Annotated in this window: 16 protein-coding genes, 2 tRNA genes and 1 pseudogene; all 19 read left to right on the top strand. The window is 40.8% G+C overall.

The genetic code is table 11. From position 1 onward, the window contains the following. The first annotated feature begins 21 nt into the window (after positions 1-21). The 19 genes and pseudogenes from parE (at position 22) to sufU (ending at position 17,410) form a co-directional block, all read left to right on the top strand. Positions 22-1,965, top strand: a complete 1,944-nt coding sequence (gene parE / locus AT689_RS09565; RefSeq protein WP_000037275.1) for a DNA topoisomerase IV subunit B — start codon at positions 22-24, stop codon at positions 1,963-1,965. Between the two features lie 14 nt (positions 1,966-1,979). Further along, a pseudogene (locus tag AT689_RS13545) lies at positions 1,980-2,184 on the top strand (N-6 DNA methylase); the annotation flags it as partial. A 200-nt stretch (positions 2,185-2,384) separates the two neighbouring features. Beyond that, a complete protein-coding gene (parC, locus tag AT689_RS09555; protein ID WP_001821666.1) occupies positions 2,385-4,856 on the top strand; it encodes a DNA topoisomerase IV subunit A in 2,472 nt (823 codons plus the stop codon). A 131-nt stretch (positions 4,857-4,987) separates the two neighbouring features. Next, positions 4,988-6,010: a branched-chain amino acid aminotransferase gene (locus tag AT689_RS09550; protein ID WP_000219018.1), complete on the top strand. Its 1,023-nt coding sequence runs from the start codon at positions 4,988-4,990 to the stop codon at positions 6,008-6,010. 55 nt (positions 6,011-6,065) lie between these two features. Then, complete coding sequence (locus tag AT689_RS09545) at positions 6,066-6,770, top strand: peptide ABC transporter substrate-binding protein (protein ID WP_012677109.1); 705 nt, start codon at positions 6,066-6,068, stop codon at positions 6,768-6,770. A 64-nt stretch (positions 6,771-6,834) separates the two neighbouring features. Then, positions 6,835-7,524 (top strand): DUF969 domain-containing protein, encoded by a 690-nt coding sequence (locus AT689_RS09540; RefSeq protein WP_000454809.1) that lies wholly within the window; start codon positions 6,835-6,837, stop codon positions 7,522-7,524. After that, positions 7,521-8,444 (top strand): DUF979 domain-containing protein, encoded by a 924-nt coding sequence (locus tag AT689_RS09535; RefSeq protein ID WP_000137265.1) that lies wholly within the window; start codon positions 7,521-7,523, stop codon positions 8,442-8,444. The genes AT689_RS09540 and AT689_RS09535 overlap by 4 nt, the downstream gene beginning before the upstream one ends. Before the next feature lie 14 nt (positions 8,445-8,458). Then, entirely contained in the window at positions 8,459-9,103 is a 645-nt protein-coding gene (pcp, locus tag AT689_RS09530; RefSeq protein WP_000699369.1) for a pyroglutamyl-peptidase I, read from the top strand. Positions 9,104-9,270: 167 nt separating this feature from the next. Further along, entirely contained in the window at positions 9,271-9,501 is a 231-nt protein-coding gene (locus tag AT689_RS09525) for a DUF2969 domain-containing protein (protein WP_000037113.1), read from the top strand. A 49-nt stretch (positions 9,502-9,550) separates the two neighbouring features. Continuing rightward, positions 9,551-9,631 (top strand) — tRNA-Tyr (locus AT689_RS09520). Between the two features lie 9 nt (positions 9,632-9,640). After that, positions 9,641-9,712, top strand: a tRNA-Gln gene (locus AT689_RS09515). Positions 9,713-9,873: 161 nt separating this feature from the next. Next, positions 9,874-11,076, top strand: coding sequence for a 30S ribosomal protein S1 (gene rpsA, locus AT689_RS09510; protein ID WP_001001623.1), 1,203 nt, complete (start codon positions 9,874-9,876; stop codon positions 11,074-11,076). Between the two features lie 85 nt (positions 11,077-11,161). Beyond that, complete coding sequence (locus AT689_RS09505) at positions 11,162-11,659, top strand: GAF domain-containing protein (RefSeq protein WP_000920158.1); 498 nt, start codon at positions 11,162-11,164, stop codon at positions 11,657-11,659. Beyond that, a complete protein-coding gene (dnaX, locus tag AT689_RS09500) occupies positions 11,659-13,314 on the top strand; it encodes a DNA polymerase III subunit gamma/tau (RefSeq protein WP_000283785.1) in 1,656 nt (551 codons plus the stop codon). Before AT689_RS09505 ends, dnaX begins: the two co-directional genes overlap by 1 nt. Before the next feature lie 27 nt (positions 13,315-13,341). Then, positions 13,342-13,536 (top strand): DUF3272 domain-containing protein, encoded by a 195-nt coding sequence (locus AT689_RS09495; RefSeq protein ID WP_001041547.1) that lies wholly within the window; start codon positions 13,342-13,344, stop codon positions 13,534-13,536. Between the two features lie 149 nt (positions 13,537-13,685). Next, on the top strand, positions 13,686-14,456 hold the full coding sequence (sufC, locus tag AT689_RS09490; RefSeq protein ID WP_000110904.1) for a Fe-S cluster assembly ATPase SufC: 771 nt from the start codon (positions 13,686-13,688) through the stop codon (positions 14,454-14,456). Positions 14,457-14,483: 27 nt separating this feature from the next. Beyond that, entirely contained in the window at positions 14,484-15,746 is a 1,263-nt protein-coding gene (gene sufD / locus AT689_RS09485) for a Fe-S cluster assembly protein SufD (protein ID WP_000196418.1), read from the top strand. Between the two features lie 10 nt (positions 15,747-15,756). After that, positions 15,757-16,983: a cysteine desulfurase gene (locus AT689_RS09480; protein WP_000887724.1), complete on the top strand. Its 1,227-nt coding sequence runs from the start codon at positions 15,757-15,759 to the stop codon at positions 16,981-16,983. Beyond that, on the top strand, positions 16,970-17,410 hold the full coding sequence (gene sufU, locus AT689_RS09475; RefSeq protein WP_001218480.1) for a Fe-S cluster assembly sulfur transfer protein SufU: 441 nt from the start codon (positions 16,970-16,972) through the stop codon (positions 17,408-17,410). The genes AT689_RS09480 and sufU overlap by 14 nt, the downstream gene beginning before the upstream one ends. Positions 17,411-17,413: the final 3 nt, after the last annotated feature.

Here is a 17,413-nt window from a genome sequence, read left to right as displayed (position 1 = left end):
TGAACGAATAGGAGGTTCCTTGTGTCAAAAAAGGAAATCAATATTAACAATTATAATGATGATGCTATTCAGGTGCTAGAAGGGTTGGATGCGGTCCGAAAACGTCCAGGGATGTATATTGGATCGACCGATGGCGCTGGTCTTCATCACCTAGTTTGGGAAATCGTTGATAATGCAGTCGATGAAGCCTTGTCTGGGTTTGGTGATCGTATCGATGTAACCATCAATAAAGACGGTAGTCTAACGGTTCAAGACCATGGACGTGGGATGCCGACAGGTATGCACGCTATGGGAATTCCAACTGTTGAGGTTATCTTTACCATTCTTCATGCCGGAGGGAAATTCGGTCAAGGTGGCTATAAGACATCAGGTGGACTTCACGGAGTGGGTTCTTCCGTTGTTAACGCCCTTTCTAGCTGGTTAGAAGTTGAAATTACCCGTGATGGCGCAGTTTACAAGCAACGTTTCGAAAATGGTGGAAAACCTGTCACGACTTTGAAGAAAATCGGTACAGCACCCAAGTCTAAAACAGGCACCAAAGTTACTTTTATGCCTGACGCGACTATATTTTCTACGACAGATTTCAAGTACAATACCATTTCAGAGCGCCTTAATGAATCAGCCTTTCTCTTGAAAAATGTGACCTTGTCTTTAACGGACAAGCGAACAGATGAAGCGATTGAGTTCCACTATGAGAATGGAGTACAAGATTTTGTTTCTTATCTCAACGAAGATAAGGAAATCTTGACGCCAGTTCTTTACTTTGAAGGGGAAGACAATGGTTTTCAAGTGGAAGTAGCCCTCCAGTACAATGACGGATTCTCAGATAACATTCTATCCTTTGTCAATAACGTTCGCACCAAGGACGGTGGAACGCACGAGACAGGACTCAAGTCTGCCATTACCAAGGTCATGAATGACTATGCACGTAAAACAGGTCTTCTCAAGGAAAAAGATAAAAACCTTGAAGGTTCAGACTATCGTGAGGGACTAGCGGCCGTTCTTTCTATCTTAGTTCCTGAAGAACACTTGCAGTTTGAAGGACAGACCAAGGATAAACTAGGAAGCCCCCTAGCTCGCCCAGTTGTGGATGGAATAGTGGCTGATAAGTTGACCTTTTTCCTTATGGAAAATGGGGAATTAGCTTCTAACCTCATCCGCAAGGCTATCAAGGCCCGTGATGCTCGTGAAGCAGCACGTAAGGCGCGTGATGAGAGCCGAAATGGGAAGAAAAACAAGAAAGATAAGGGCTTGTTGTCTGGGAAATTGACCCCAGCCCAATCTAAGAATCCTGCTAAGAATGAACTCTATCTAGTTGAGGGGGACTCTGCCGGTGGTTCTGCCAAACAAGGTCGTGACCGCAAGTTCCAGGCTATTCTACCTCTTCGTGGTAAGGTTATCAATACAGCCAAGGCCAAGATGGCGGATATCCTCAAAAATGAAGAGATCAATACCATGATTTATACCATTGGTGCGGGTGTTGGAGCAGACTTCTCTATTGAAGATGCCAACTATGATAAGATCATTATCATGACCGATGCGGATACCGACGGTGCCCATATCCAGACCTTGCTCTTGACATTTTTCTACCGTTACATGCGTCCGCTAGTCGAGGCAGGTCATGTCTATATTGCCCTCCCACCTCTTTACAAGATGTCCAAAGGTAAAGGAAAGAAAGAAGAAGTGGCCTACGCTTGGACGGACGGAGAACTAGAAGAACTCCGTAAACAGTTCGGTAAAGGCGCTACCCTCCAACGATACAAAGGACTTGGTGAGATGAATGCGGACCAGCTCTGGGAAACAACCATGAACCCAGAAACACGTACCCTCATCCGTGTCACAATTGAAGATTTAGCGCGCGCCGAACGCCGCGTCAATGTTCTCATGGGAGATAAGGTAGAACCACGCCGTAAATGGATTGAAGATAATGTCAAGTTTACGCTAGAAGAAGCGACAGTGTTTTAATGAAAGAAAATAATATGTTAGTAAACTGGAAATTAGAGTCGGATGTGAATGACTATGTGAAAAAGCAGTTTGAAAATCTTGGTTTGAAAAAATTGCAGGATTATTAATGAAGAATCTGCTATGAGTGCTTATCTCAAAGAGGCGCTTAAGGGAGCGGCTAAGACACAAACTAAGACTAATTTTGGAAAACCAGATTTTCATATTGAAAAATACAAACAGGATAGTTTGGTTACTTATCGTAACTGAACACGGGAGGAATTCCCGTAAAATATCTTTTACTGCATAAAAACCTACTCTACATTCTTTGAAAGGAGTTGAACACGCCCTAGATACTGTGTGAAAAAGATAAATTCTCTTGTGAGTTTGCTTACTTCAAGAATTTTCTATTTTCACTTGGTATTTTATGGGCTTTGTATCTTATGTCTAACATTCAAAACATGTCCCTGGAGGACATCATGGGAGAGCGCTTTGGTCGCTACTCCAAGTACATTATTCAAGACCGGGCTTTGCCAGATATTCGTGATGGGTTGAAGCCGGTTCAGCGCCGTATTCTTTATTCTATGAATAAGGATAGCAATACTTTTGACAAGAGCTACCGTAAGTCGGCCAAGTCAGTCGGGAACATCATGGGGAATTTCCACCCACACGGGGATTCTTCTATCTATGATGCCATGGTTCGTATGTCACAGAACTGGAAAAATCGTGAGATTCTAGTTGAAATGCACGGTAATAACGGTTCTATGGACGGAGATCCTCCTGCGGCTATGCGTTATACTGAGGCACGTTTGTCTGAAATTGCAGGTTACCTTCTTCAGGATATCGAGAAAAATACAGTTCCTTTTGCATGGAACTTTGACGATACGGAGAAAGAACCAACGGTCTTGCCAGCAGCCTTTCCAAACCTCTTGGTCAATGGTTCGACTGGGATTTCGGCTGGTTATGCCACAGACATTCCTCCCCATAATTTAGCTGAGGTCATAGATGCTGCAGTTTACATGATTGACCACCCAACTGCAAAGATTGATAAACTCATGGAATTCTTGCCTGGACCAGACTTCCCTACAGGGGCTATTATTCAGGGTCGTGATGAAATCAAGAAAGCTTATGAGACTGGGAAAGGGCGCGTGGTTGTTCGTTCCAAGACTGAAATTGAAAAGCTAAAAGGTGGTAAGGAACAAATCGTTATTACTGAGATTCCTTATGAAATCAATAAGGCCAATCTAGTCAAGAAAATCGATGATGTTCGTGTTAATAACAAGGTAGCTGGGATTGCTGAGGTTCGTGATGAGTCTGACCGTGATGGTCTTCGTATCGCTATCGAACTTAAGAAAGACGCTAATACTGAGCTTGTTCTCAACTACTTATTTAAGTACACCGACCTACAAATCAACTACAACTTTAATATGGTGGCGATTGACAATTTCACACCTCGTCAGGTTGGGATTGTTCCAATCCTGTCTAGCTACATCGCTCACCGTCGAGAAGTGATTTTGGCGCGTTCACGCTTTGACAAAGAAAAGGCTGAGAAACGTCTCCATATCGTCGAAGGTTTGATTCGTGTGATTTCGATTTTGGATGAAGTCATTGCTCTTATCCGTGCTTCTGAGAATAAGGCGGACGCCAAGGAAAACCTCAAAGTTAGCTATGATTTTACGGAAGAACAGGCTGAGGCTATCGTAACTTTGCAACTGTACCGTTTGACCAATACCGATGTGGTTGTCTTGCAGGAAGAAGAAGCAGAGCTTCGTGAGAAGATTGCTATGCTGGCGGCTATTATCGGTGATGAAAGGACTATGTACAATCTCATGAAGAAAGAACTTCGTGAGGTCAAGAAGAAATTTGCAACTCCTCGTTTGAGTTCTTTAGAAGACACTGCGAAAGCAATTGAGATTGATACAGCTAGTCTTATCGCTGAGGAAGATACCTACGTCAGCGTGACCAAGGCAGGTTACATCAAGCGTACCAGTCCACGTTCCTTTGCGGCTTCCACCTTGGAAGAAATTGGCAAGCGTGATGATGACCGTTTGATTTTTGTTCAATCTGCCAAGACAACCCAGCACCTCTTGATGTTCACAAGTCTTGGAAATGTCATCTACAGACCAATCCATGAGTTGGCAGATATTCGTTGGAAGGACATCGGAGAGCATCTGAGCCAAACCATCACAAACTTTGAAACGAATGAAGAAATCCTTTATGTGGAAGTACTGGATCAGTTTGACGATGCGACAACCTACTTTGCAGTGACTCGCCTTGGTCAAATCAAACGGGTAGAGCGAAAAGAATTCACTCCATGGCGGACCTATAGATCTAAGTCTGTCAAGTATGCTAAGCTCAAAGACGATACAGATCAGATTGTAGCAGTGGCTCCGATTAAACTAGATGATGTTGTCTTGGTTAGTCAAAATGGTTATGCCCTGCGTTTCAATATCGAAGAGGTTCCGGTTGTCGGTGCTAAGGCAGCAGGTGTCAAGGCTATGAATTTGAAAGAAGATGATGTCCTCCAATCTGGCTTTATCTGTAATACTTCGTCCTTCTACCTCTTGACCCAGCGTGGAAGCTTGAAACGTGTTTCTATTGAGGAAATTCTAGCAACCAGCCGTGCCAAACGAGGATTACAAGTCTTGCGTGAGTTGAAAAACAAACCGCATCGTGTCTTCTTGGCAGGAGCAGTTGCAGAGCAAGGATTTGTTGGCGATTTCTTCAGTACGGAAGTGGATGTGAACGACCAAACTCTGCTTGTCCAATCCAATAAAGGAACAATCTATGAAAGCCGATTGCAAGACTTGAACTTGTCAGAACGCACTAGCAATGGAAGCTTCATTTCTGACACGATTTCAGATGAAGAAGTTTTTGACGCTTATCTTCAGGAAGTAGTTACTGAAGATAAATAAGTGAAATGAAGAATCAGTTCTAAGAGCTGGTTTTTATTGGAGAAATTTTCTGAAAATTACAAAATATACTTGCTATTTTAGAAAAATAGTGTAGAATATAAGAAATAGGTTTTTAGAATAAGGAGTGGAATATGACAGTAACGATTGATTGGGAAAACCTCGGTTTTTCCTATATGAAATTACCTTATCGCTATCTTGCTCATTTCAAAAATGGACAATGGGATCAAGGAGAGCTTACAGAGGATGCAACTTTGCATATTTCAGAGTCTTCTCCAAGTCTTCACTATGGACAACAAGCATTTGAAGGTTTGAAAGCTTATCGTACTAAGGATGGCAGTGTTCAACTGTTCCGTCCTGATGAAAATGCTAAACGTCTGCAACGTACATGTGACCGTCTCTTGATGCCACAAGTTCCGACAGACATGTTTGTAGAAGCTTGTAAAGCAGTTGTCCGTGCGAATGAAGAATACGTACCACCATACGGAACAGGTGGAACCTTATATCTTCGCCCTCTTTTGATTGGTGTCGGAGATATTATCGGGGTAAAACCGGCAGAAGAGTACATTTTCACCATCTTTGCTATGCCAGTTGGAAATTACTTTAAAGGTGGTTTGGTCCCAACCAACTTCTTGATTCAGGATGAGTACGACCGTGCAGCACCAAATGGTACAGGTGCGGCTAAGGTTGGTGGAAACTATGCTGCAAGTCTCTTACCAGGAAAAATGGCCAAGTCACGTCATTTCTCAGATGTTATCTATCTGGACCCATCAACTCATACAAAGATTGAAGAAGTCGGATCAGCTAACTTCTTTGGAATTACAGCTGATAATGAATTTGTAACACCATTGAGTCCATCTATCTTGCCATCTATTACCAAGTATTCCTTGCTTTATTTGGCAGAACATCGCTTGGGATTAACTCCTATTGAGGGTGATGTTCCAATTGATAATCTTGACCGTTTTGTAGAGGCAGGTGCCTGTGGTACAGCAGCGGTTATTTCTCCAATTGGAGGTATTCAACATGGTGATGATTTCCATGTATTCTATAGTGAAACAGAAGTAGGTCCTGTGACGCGTAAATTATATAATGAATTGACGGGTATTCAGTTTGGCGATATTGAAGCGCCAGAAGGTTGGATTGTAAAAGTAGATTAAAATAAACCAAAGGAGATTTTTTATGAAATAGAAAAAGTGGCTCTTAACAGCAGGAGTGGTCCTGAGCACGTCAGCTATTTTAGTGGCTTGTGGAAAAACTGATAAAGAAGCAGATGCACCGACAACATTTTCTTATGTCTATGCAGTAGATCCAGCATCATTGGGCTACAGTATAGCGACTCGAACATCGAGGACAGACGTTATTGGAAATGTTATTGATGGTTTGATGGAAAATGATAAATACGGCAATGTTGCTCCTTCTCAAAAAGACTATGATTTGAACGGTACAGGATGGGCTCCAAGCTATCAAGATCCAGCGTCTTACTTGAATATTATGGATCCAAAATCTGGTTCTGCCATGAAACACCTTGGCATTACGAAAGGAAAAGATAAGGATGTTGTAGCTAAACCTGGTTTGGATAAATATAAGAAATTGTTAGAAGATGCTGTTTCTGAGACCACTGACCTAGAGAAGAGATATGAAAAATATGCCAAAGCTCAAGCTTGGTCGACAGATAGTTCATTATTGATGCCAACAGCTTCATCTGGTGGTTTTCCAGTTGTAAGTAACGTAGTACCATTCTCAAAACCATACTCACAAGTTGGTATTAAGGGGGAACCATATATCTTTAAAGGAATGAAATTGCAAAAAGATATTGTTACAACAAAAGAATATAACGAGGTTTTTAAAAAATGGCAAAAAGAAAAATTGGAATCCAATAGCAAATACCAAAAAGAACTAGAAAAATACATTAAATAAGGAATGGTATTGATCTTGATAAAATTTTTAAAATACTGTCATTTTGAATATAAAGGAGTTTGATATGGAGTGGATTAGATTAATAGGAATAGCAATCATTGTTGTGGGTTTTATTTTAAAATTTGATACAATTGCAACAGTAGTCTTAGCTGGTTTGGTTACAGCTTTAGTTTCAGGTGTTTCTCTCGTTGAATTTTTGGAGATTTTGGGAAAAGAATTTAGCAATCAGCGAGTGCTCACGATTTTTATGGTTACCTTGCCTCTTGTGGGGCTGTCAGAAACCTTTGGACTCAAGCAACGATCAATCGATTTGATTCGAAAGATTAAAGGTCTGACAGTTGGAAACTTCTATACAGTTTATTTCTTTATTCGAGAGTTAGCTGGTTTCTTTTCAATTCGTCTAGGAGGACACCCTCAGTTTGTCAGACCTTTGGTTCAACCTATGGGAGAAGCAGCTGCAGAGTCTCAATTAGGTAGAAAGTTAACAGAGGTTGAAGATGAGACAATAAAAGCGCGTGCGGCTGCGAATGAAAATTTTGGAAATTTCTTTGCTCAAAATACGTTTGTAGGTGCTGGGGGAGTCCTCTTGATAGGGGGAACATTAGATCAGTTAGGCTATGAAAGCAATTATGCAGGGATTGCTTCTACATCTATTATTGTTGCTGTTATAACACTTATTGTAGTGGGGATTTACAATTATTTATTTGATAAAAAATTGATATCAAAAAAGACTAGGGGAGGAGAACAAAAATGACAGAGTTGGCAAAGCAACTATTAGAGTTGACCTATATTGTGATTGGTTGTCAATTTCTCCATACAGCCTATTGTAGTTATAAAGATAAAACAAACCCAGTTCGACTTGGGACATCTGCATTTTGGACTCTATTGTCTATTACGTTTATAGGTGGTTCCTATATGCCAAATATGAGTATTGGTATTATTGTAATCCTATTATCGCTGTTAACATTGTTTAAGCAAGTCCGTATCGGAACCTTGCCATCCTTAGATGAAATGAAAGCCAATATTGAATCTAACAGGTTGAAAAATAAAATTTTTATTCCAGTTATGCTGATGGCAATACTTGCGTTGGTCTTAGCGCAAATGATTCCAGAATTTAGCAAGATTTCGATTAGCCTTGCCGCCTTGTTTGCTACAATTTCTGTTCTTGTGATTACCAATAGTCACCCTAAGAGTCTGTTATCAGAAAATAATCGAATGACTCAGCAAGTTTCAACAAGTGGGATTGTTCCTCAATTATTAGGGGCTTTGGGGGCTATTTTTACTGTAGCAGGTGTTGGTGATGTTATCTCTCATCTGATTAGCGGTATTGTTCCTTCAGATAGTCGCTTTATAGGAGTTTTGGCTTATGTTCTTGGAATGGTTCTATTCACAATGATTATGGGAAATGCTTTTGCAGCATTCACCGTTATTACAGCAGGTGTTGGAGTTCCCTTTGTATTTGCTCTGGGAGCTAATCCAATTGTGGCTGGTGCTCTTGCCATGACAGCAGGTTATTGTGGGACCTTATTGACCCCAATGGCTGCTAATTTTAACGCTCTACCAGCAGCATTGATGGATATGAAAGATCAGAATGGCGTTATAAAGGCTCAAGCAGGTGTTGCTCTAGTAATGATTGTTATTCACATATTCTTAATGTACTTTCTCGCATTTTAGTAAAGGAAAATAAAATGAAAATATTGGTTACAGGTTTTAATCCTTTTGGAGGTGAAAAGATTAATCCAGCTTTGGAGGCTGTAAAATTATTACCATCTGAGATTAATGGGGCTGAAGTTCGCTGGGTAGAAATTCCAACGGTTTTTTATAAGTCGTCAGAAGTTTTAGAGGCAGAAATATTACGATATCAACCAGATGCTGTACTTTGTATTGGACAAGCAGGCGGCAGGACCGGCTTAACACCTGAACGAGTGGCTATTAATCAAGATGATGCTCGCATACCTGATAACGAAGGCAATCAACCAATTGATACACCGATTCGTATTGATGGAGCATCGGCCTATTTTAGTAGTTTACCTATCAAAGCGATGGTACAAGCTATCAAAAAACAGGGACTTCCGGCAGTTGTATCCAATAGTGCAGGAACCTTTGTTTGCAATCATTTGATGTACCAAGCTCTTTATTTAGTGGATAAAAAATTCCCTAATATGAGAGCAGGTTTCATGCATATTCCATATATGATGGAACAAGTAGTAAATAAGCCGAATACTGCAGGAATGAGTCTATGTGATATTGTAAGAGGCATAGAGGTAGCTATTGAAGCTATTGTAGACTACAAAGATAAGGATTTGCAGTTAGTAGGCGGTGAGACTCACTGATAACCTAAAAAGGATAGTCAATTATGCTTGTTTACTAACTATTAACTATGCTAAATCAATTGAGGTTGTTTACATAAAACTCTATATCAGAGAAGCCTGATATAGAGTTTTTTCTTGCTAGTTTTAGGATTTTCTTGTAAAATAGAAAAAGTGAAGAGAGGTATGAAATGAGCAAGAAAGATAAAAAAATCGAAATTCAAGTAGCGGATGCCAAAGTTAATGTTGGTAAAGACAGTTTTGAAGGTTATACATTGACTATCGGTAAAAAAGTTATCGGAGAAATTGCCGAATTAGACGGACAATTTGCCATTATAAAGAATGGGAATGTCGATAGTTTTTATAAAAAATTGGAAAAAGCTGTGGAAATTTTGATTGAAAATTATAATTTAGCAAAATAAGTCTTGTTTTTTTGAAATTTTCATGATATAATAGTCCATGTTGATTGTAGGAGAGATAGCGAAGAGGCTAAACGCGGCGGACTGTAAATCCGCTCCTTCGGGTTCGGGGGTTCGAATCCCTCTCTCTCCATTTCATTAATGGGGTATAGCCAAGCGGTAAGGCAAGGGACTTTGACTCCCTCATGCGTTGGTTCGAATCCAGCTACCCCAGTTCTTAGGTAATAATCAAGATAAAAAGCAAAATATCTTAGGGTATTTTATTTTTATAATTGAAAGACGTGAATGATATGAACATGTCCTTGCGGGTGCTTAGGAAAAAAATTATAAGTATGTCAAGTTTAAGAAAAACTTGATTGTTGGAGGATTTTTTAGATGAACGAATTTGAAGATTTGCTAAATAGCGTTAGTCAAGTTGAGACTGGTGATGTTGTTAGTGCTGAAGTATTGACAGTTGATGCGACTCAAGCTAACGTTGCAATCTCTGGAACTGGTGTTGAAGGTGTCTTGACTCTTCGCGAATTGACAAACGATCGTGATGCAGATATCAATGACTTTGTTAAAGTAGGAGAAGTATTGGATGTTCTTGTACTTCGTCAAGTAGTTGGTAAAGATACTGATACAGTTACATACCTTGTATCTAAAAAACGCCTTGAAGCTCGCAAAGCATGGGACAAACTTGTTGGTCGCGAAGAAGAAGTTGTTACTGTTAAAGGAACGCGTGCCGTTAAAGGTGGACTTTCAGTAGAATTTGAAGGTGTTCGTGGATTTATCCCAGCTTCAATGTTGGATACTCGTTTCGTACGTAACGCTGAGCGTTTTGTAGGTCAAGAATTTGATACTAAAATCAAAGAAGTTAACGCTAAAGAAAACCGCTTCATCCTTTCACGTCGTGAAGTTGTTGAAGCAGCTACTGCAGCAGCTCGCGCTGAAGTATTCGGTAAATTGGCTGTTGGTGATGTTGTAACTGGTAAAGTTGCTCGTATCACAAGCTTCGGCGCTTTCATCGACCTTGGTGGTGTTGACGGATTGGTTCACTTGACTGAATTGTCACATGAACGTAACGTATCACCAAAATCAGTTGTAACTGTTGGTGAAGAAATTGAAGTGAAAATCCTTGATCTTAACGAAGAAGAAGGACGTGTATCACTTTCACTTAAAGCAACAGTACCAGGACCATGGGATGGCGTTGAGCAAAAATTGGCTAAAGGTGATGTAGTAGAAGGAACAGTTAAACGTTTGACTGACTTCGGTGCATTTGTTGAAGTATTGCCAGGTATCGATGGACTTGTTCACGTATCACAAATTTCACACAAGCGGATTGAAAATCCAAAAGAAGCTCTTAAAGTTGGTCAAGAAGTTCAAGTTAAAGTTCTTGAAGTTAACGCAGATGCAGAACGCGTGTCACTTTCTATTAAAGCTCTTGAAGAACGTCCAGCCCAAGAAGAAGGACAAAAAGAAGAAAAACGTGCTGCTCGTCCACGTCGTCCAAGACGTCAAGAAAAGCGTGATTTCGAACTTCCAGAAACACAAACAGGATTTTCAATGGCTGATTTGTTTGGTGATATCGAACTTTAATCAAATTGAAAATTCACAAAATCCTTTGTTTACTAAACAAGGGATTTTTCTTTTGTCTCTGCTCCTTTTTTGATATAATAGTTCTATGTTAAAATCAGAAAAACAATCACGTTATCAAATGTTAAATGAAGAATTGTCCTTCCTATTGGAAGGCGAAACCAATGTTTTGGCTAATCTTTCCAACGCCAGTGCTCTTATAAAATCACGTTTTCCTAATACCGTATTTGCAGGCTTTTATTTGTTCGATGGAAAGGAATTGGTTTTAGGTCCCTTCCAAGGAGGTGTTTCCTGCATCCGTATTGCACTAGGCAAGGGTGTTTGTGGTGAGGCAGCTCACTTTCAGGAAACTGTTATTGTTGGAGATGTGACGACCTATCTCAACTATATTTCTTGTGATAGTCTAGCTAAAAGTGAAATTGTGGTGCCGATGATGAAGAATGGTCAGTTACTTGGAGTTCTGGATCTGGATTCTTCAGAGATTGAGGATTACGATGCTATGGATCGAGATTATTTGGAACAATTTGTCGCTATTTTGCTTGAAAAGACAACATGGGACTTTACGATGTTTGAGGAAAAATCTTAATGTATCAAGCACTTTATCGAAAATATAGAAGTCAAAACTTCTCCCAGTTAGTTGGTCAAGAAGTTGTGGCTAAGACTCTTAAACAAGCGGTGGAGCAAGAGAAAATAAGTCACGCTTATCTTTTTTCTGGTCCTCGTGGAACGGGAAAAACCAGTGTTGCTAAAATCTTTGCCAAGGCTATGAACTGTCCCAATCAAGTGGGTGGCGAACCTTGCAATAACTGCTATATTTGTCAAGCAGTGACGGACGGTAGTTTAGAAGATGTCATTGAAATGGATGCAGCTTCTAATAATGGGGTAGATGAAATTCGCGAAATTCGTGATAAATCTACCTATGCGCCTAGCCTTGCTCGTTATAAGGTTTATATCATAGATGAGGTTCACATGCTGTCTACAGGGGCTTTTAATGCCCTCCTAAAGACGCTGGAAGAACCAACACAGAATGTAGTCTTTATTTTGGCCACTACTGAATTGCACAAGATTCCTGCTACTATTCTATCCCGTGTGCAACGTTTTGAGTTTAAATCAATTAAGACACAGGATATTAAGGAACATATTCACTATATCTTAGAAAAAGAAAATATCAGTTCTGAACCAGAGGCTGTGGAAATCATTGCCAGACGGGCGGAAGGTGGAATGCGGGACGCCTTGTCTATTTTGGATCAAGCCCTGAGTTTGACACAGGGAAATGAGCTGACGACTGCTATCTCTGAAGAAATTACTGGCACCATTAGCCTATCAGCCTTGGATGATTATGTGGCGGCCTTGTCTCAACAGGATGTTCCCAAAGCTTTGTCTTGCTTGAATCTTCTTTTTGACAATGGTAAGAGCATGACTCGTTTTGTGACCGATCTTTTGCACTATTTAAGAGACTTGTTAATTGTTCAAACAGGGGGAGAAAATACTCATCATAGTTCAGTCTTTGTAGAAAATTTGGCACTTCCTCAAAAAAATCTGTTTGAAATGATTCGCTTAGCAACAGTGAATTTAGCAGATATTAAGTCTAGTTTGCAGCCCAAGATTTATGCTGAAATGATGACCGTCCGTTTGGCGGAAATCAAGCCCGAACCAGCTCTATCAGGAGCGGTTGAAAATGAAATTGCTACGCTGAGACAGGAAGTTGCCCGTCTCAAACAAGAGCTTTCTAATGCAGGTGCGGTTCCTAAACAAGTTGCACCAGCTCCTAGTCGACCAGCTACGGGCAAAACAGTCTATCGTGTCGATCGCAATAAAGTGCAATCTATCTTACAAGAGGCCGTCGAAAATCCTGATTTAGCACGTCAAAATCTAATTCGTTTGCAGAATGCCTGGGGAGAGGTAATTGAAAGTCTAGGTGGGCCGGACAAGGCTCTGCTAGTTGGTTCTCAACCGGTTGCTGCCAATGAACACCATGCTATTCTTGCTTTTGAGTCTAACTTCAATGCTGGTCAAACTATGAAACGAGACAATCTCAATACCATGTTTGGTAATATCCTCAGTCAGGCGGCAGGTTTTTCACCTGAGATTTTAGCTATTTCCATGGAGGAATGGAAAGAAGTTCGCGCAGCCTTTTCAGCCAAAGCCAAATCTTCTCAAACTGAAAAAGAAGTAGAAGAAAGCCTGATTCCAGAAGGATTTGAATTTTTGGCTGATAAAGTGAAGGTAGAGGAAGACTAAAGAAAGATTTCATGATACAATAAGTTTATGAATAAACAACAATTTATTATTATGGCGCTATTTACAGCTGCTGAGACCTATTTTTTCAATGAAGCCTGGATGACTGGCCGCTATATTATGGCAGCCTTTTGGGCAATTTTACTCTTTAGAAATTTCCGAGTCAGTTATGTGATGGGTAAAATTGTTGATGTCATCGATCAGCATTTTAATAGGAAAGACTAGCCCTCAGCTTCCAGACAAAATCAAAGCCTTTTAGGCTTTTTTTTGTTATACTAGAAAAGTATATTTATAGAATTTTTGCTCTATTTCTGGGGAAATCAGACGTTTTTCTAGTAAGTACTGTAAAAGTTTTGAAAAAGAAAGGAACTATCATGTCAGTAATAGAGATCAAAGATCTTCACGTTGAGATTGAAGGAAAAGAAATTTTAAAAGGGGTTAACCTGACCCTGAAAACAGGAGAAATTGCCGCTATCATGGGACCAAATGGTACAGGTAAATCGACTCTTTCTGCCGCTATCATGGGAAATCCAAACTATGAAGTAACTAAAGGTGAAGTTTTGTTTGATGGCGTAAACATCCTTGAGTTGGAAGTGGATGAGCGTGCGCGTATGGGACTTTTCCTTGCTATGCAATACCCATCAGAAATCCCTGGAATTACCAATGCTGAGTTTCTTCGTGCCGCTATGAATGCGGGTAAAGAAGATGATGAGAAGATTTCAGTTCGTGAGTTTATTACTAAGCTAGATGAAAAAATGGAATTGCTCAACATGAAAGAAGAAATGGCAGAGCGTTACCTCAACGAAGGCTTCTCTGGTGGTGAGAAAAAACGCAATGAAATTCTTCAACTTTTGATGTTGGAGCCAACATTTGCTCTTTTGGACGAGATTGACTCAGGTCTTGATATTGACGCTCTTAAAGTTGTGTCTAAAGGTGTCAATGCCATGCGTGGTGAAGGTTTTGGTGCTATGATCATCACTCACTACCAACGTCTTTTGAACTATATCACACCTGATGTGGTACACGTGATGATGGAAGGTCGTGTTGTCCTTTCTGGTGGTCCAGAATTGGCTGCGCGTTTGGAACGTGAAGGATACGCAAAACTAGCTGAAGAACTTGGCTACGACTACAAGGAAGAATTGTAATTCCCTCGTATCTTTTAGGAGAAGTAAATGACTAGAGAAAATATTAAACTTTTTTCAGAAATGCACGCTGAACCAAGCTGGTTGGCTGATCTCCGTCAAAAAGCTTTTGACAAGATTGAGACTTTGGAATTACCAGTTATTGAGCGTGTCAAATTCCACCGTTGGAATCTGGGTGATGGAACGATTACAGAAAATGAGCCATCAGCAAATGTTCCATATTTCACAGCTTTAGATCATCACTTGAAGTTGGTGCAAGTAGGAACTCAAACTGTTTTCGAACAAACTCCAGTTGAGTTAGCTGAACAGGGTGTTGTCTTCACAGACTTTCACTCAGCTTTAGAAGAAATTCCAGAGCTGATCGAAGAATTCTTCATGTCATCTGTTAAGTATGATGATGACAAGTTGGCGGCTTACCACACAGCTTACTTTAACAGTGGTGCTGTACTCTATATTCCAGATAACGTAGAAATCACAGAGCCAATTGAAGGAATTTTCTACCAAGATAGCGATAGCAATGTGCCGTTTAACAAGCATATTATGATTATCGCTGGTAAAAATTCTAAGATTAGTTATCTGGAGCGTTTAGAGTCACGCGGTGAAGGAAGTGACAAAGTAACTGCCAATATCACAGTGGAAGTGATTGCACGTTCTGGTGCGCAAGTCAAGTTTGCTGCTATCGACCGTCTAGGTGAAAACGTCACTGCCTACATTAGCCGTCGTGGTAAATTAGGCAACGATGCAAGTATTGACTGGGCTATCGGTGTCATGAACGAAGGAAATGTCGTTGCTGATTTTGATAGTGACTTGATTGGTAATGGTAGCCATGCTGACCTCAAGGTTGTAGCTCTTTCAAGTGGTCGTCAGGTACAAGGGATTGATACTCGTGTAACTAACTATGGCTGCAACTCTATCGGAAATATCCTACAACATGGGGTTATCCTTGAAAAAGCAACTTTGACTTTCAATGGTATCGGCCACATCATCAAGGGTGCTAAGGGAGCAGATGCGCAACAAGAGAGCCGTGTTCTCATGCTTTCAGACCAAGCGCGTTCAGATGCTAACCCAATTCTTTTGATTGATGAAAATGATGTCACTGCAGGACACGCAGCGTCTATCGGACAAGTTGATCCAGAAGACATGTATTACCTCATGAGTCGTGGATTGGATAAGGCAACTGCAGAGCGTTTGGTTGTTCGTGGTTTCCTTGGATCTGTTATCGTGGAGATTCCAGTCAAGGAAGTTCGTGATGAAATGATTGCAACTATCGAAGAGAAATTGTCAAAACGCTAAGGGGCAGCCTATGTTAGATGTAGAAGCGATTCGCAAGGATTTTCCAATTTTAGATCAGATTGTCAATGATGAACCTCTGGTCTATCTGGACAATGCTGCGACGACACAAAAACCACTAGTAGTTCTGAAAGCTATTAACAGCTACTATGAGCAGGACAATGCCAATGTTCACCGTGGTGTCCATACCTTAGCGGAACGAGCGACAGCTTCTTATGAAGCTGCTCGTGAAACCATTCGTAAGTTTATTAATGCAGGCTCTACAAAGGAAGTTCTCTTTACCAGAGGAACGACAACCAGCCTTAACTGGGTGGCACGCTTTGCTGAGGAAATTCTCACTGAGGGAGACCAGGTCTTGATTTCAGTAATGGAACACCATTCTAATATCATTCCATGGCAGGAAGCTTGTCGAAAGACTGGAGCAGAGCTTGTCTATGTCTATCTTAAAGACGGTGCCTTGGATATGGAGGATTTGCGAGCTAAATTGACTGATAAGGTTAAATTTGTTTCCCTAGCTCATGCCTCCAATGTTCTTGGTGTGGTCAATCCGATCAAGGAAATCACTCAATTAGCCCACCAAGTTGGGGCAATCATGGTAGTGGATGGTGCTCAATCTACACCTCATATGAAGATTGATGTCCAGGACTTGGATCTGGACTTTTTCGCCTTTTCGGCTCACAAGATGGCTGGTCCGACTGGTATCGGTGTCCTTTACGGCAAAGAAAAGTATCTTGAGCAAATGTCTCCAGTAGAATTTGGCGGCGAGATGATTGATTTTGTCTACGAGCAATCTGCTAGTTGGAAGGAATTGCCTTGGAAATTTGAGGCTGGAACGCCAAATATGGCAGGAGCTATTGGACTTGCGACTGCAGTTGATTATCTGGAAAAGATTGGTATGGATGCCATTGAAGCTCATGAACAGGAATTGATTGCGTACGTCTATCCAAAACTGCAGGCAATTGAGGGATTGACCATTTACGGTTCTCAGGATTTGGCTCAACGTTCGGGTGTTATTGCCTTTAACCTAGGTGATCTCCATCCTCACGATCTTGCGACGGCTCTGGATTATGAAGGAGTGGCTGTTCGTGCTGGTCACCATTGTGCGCAACCCTTGCTTCAGTATTTGGAAGTCCCAGCAACAGCTCGTGCAAGTTTTTATATCTACAATACCAAGGCAGATTGCGACAAACTAGTCGATGCCCTACAAAAGACAAAGGAGTTTTTCAATGGCACTTTCTAAACTAGATAGCCTTTATATGGCAGTGGTAGCAGACCATTCGAAAAATCCACATCACCAAGGGAAGTTAGAAGACGCTGAGCAAATCAGTCTCAACAATCCGACTTGTGGGGATGTCATCAACCTCTCTGTCAAGTTTGATGCAGAGGACCGTTTGGAAGATATTGCTTTTCTAAATTCAGGATGCACGATTTCAACTGCTTCTGCTAGTATGATGACAGATGCCGTTTTAGGAAAAACCAAACAAGAAATTTTAGAACTGGCGACTATTTTTTCTGAAATGGTTCAAGGGCAAAAAGATGAGCGTCAAGACCAACTTGGAGACGCGGCATTCTTGTCAGGTGTTGCCAAATTCCCTCAAAGAATCAAGTGTGCAACCCTAGCTTGGAATGCCCTTAAGAAAACAATTGAAAATCAAGAAAAACAGTAAGAC

The organism is Streptococcus pneumoniae (assembly GCF_001457635.1).
Classification (GTDB): domain Bacteria; phylum Bacillota; class Bacilli; order Lactobacillales; family Streptococcaceae; genus Streptococcus; species Streptococcus pneumoniae.
Note: the sequence above shows the minus strand (reverse complement) of the source record. Positions and strands in the feature narration are given on the sequence as shown.

Excerpts from the sequence above, each read along its gene's own strand:
- parC (WP_001821666.1), top strand. The coding sequence starts at position 2,385 with ATGTCTAACATTCAAAACATGTCCCTGGAGGACATCATGGGAGAGCGC.
- AT689_RS09550 (WP_000219018.1), top strand. The coding sequence starts at position 4,988 with ATGACAGTAACGATTGATTGGGAAAACCTCGGTTTTTCCTATATGAAA.
- AT689_RS09540 (WP_000454809.1), top strand. The coding sequence starts at position 6,835 with ATGGAGTGGATTAGATTAATAGGAATAGCAATCATTGTTGTGGGTTTT.
- AT689_RS09535 (WP_000137265.1), top strand. The coding sequence starts at position 7,521 with ATGACAGAGTTGGCAAAGCAACTATTAGAGTTGACCTATATTGTGATT.
- pcp (WP_000699369.1), top strand. The coding sequence starts at position 8,459 with ATGAAAATATTGGTTACAGGTTTTAATCCTTTTGGAGGTGAAAAGATT.
- AT689_RS09525 (WP_000037113.1), top strand. The coding sequence starts at position 9,271 with ATGAGCAAGAAAGATAAAAAAATCGAAATTCAAGTAGCGGATGCCAAA.
- rpsA (WP_001001623.1), top strand. The coding sequence starts at position 9,874 with ATGAACGAATTTGAAGATTTGCTAAATAGCGTTAGTCAAGTTGAGACT.
- AT689_RS09505 (WP_000920158.1), top strand. The coding sequence starts at position 11,162 with ATGTTAAAATCAGAAAAACAATCACGTTATCAAATGTTAAATGAAGAA.
- dnaX (WP_000283785.1), top strand. The coding sequence starts at position 11,659 with ATGTATCAAGCACTTTATCGAAAATATAGAAGTCAAAACTTCTCCCAG.
- AT689_RS09495 (WP_001041547.1), top strand. The coding sequence starts at position 13,342 with ATGAATAAACAACAATTTATTATTATGGCGCTATTTACAGCTGCTGAG.
- sufC (WP_000110904.1), top strand. The coding sequence starts at position 13,686 with ATGTCAGTAATAGAGATCAAAGATCTTCACGTTGAGATTGAAGGAAAA.
- sufD (WP_000196418.1), top strand. The coding sequence starts at position 14,484 with ATGACTAGAGAAAATATTAAACTTTTTTCAGAAATGCACGCTGAACCA.
- AT689_RS09480 (WP_000887724.1), top strand. The coding sequence starts at position 15,757 with ATGTTAGATGTAGAAGCGATTCGCAAGGATTTTCCAATTTTAGATCAG.
- sufU (WP_001218480.1), top strand. The coding sequence starts at position 16,970 with ATGGCACTTTCTAAACTAGATAGCCTTTATATGGCAGTGGTAGCAGAC.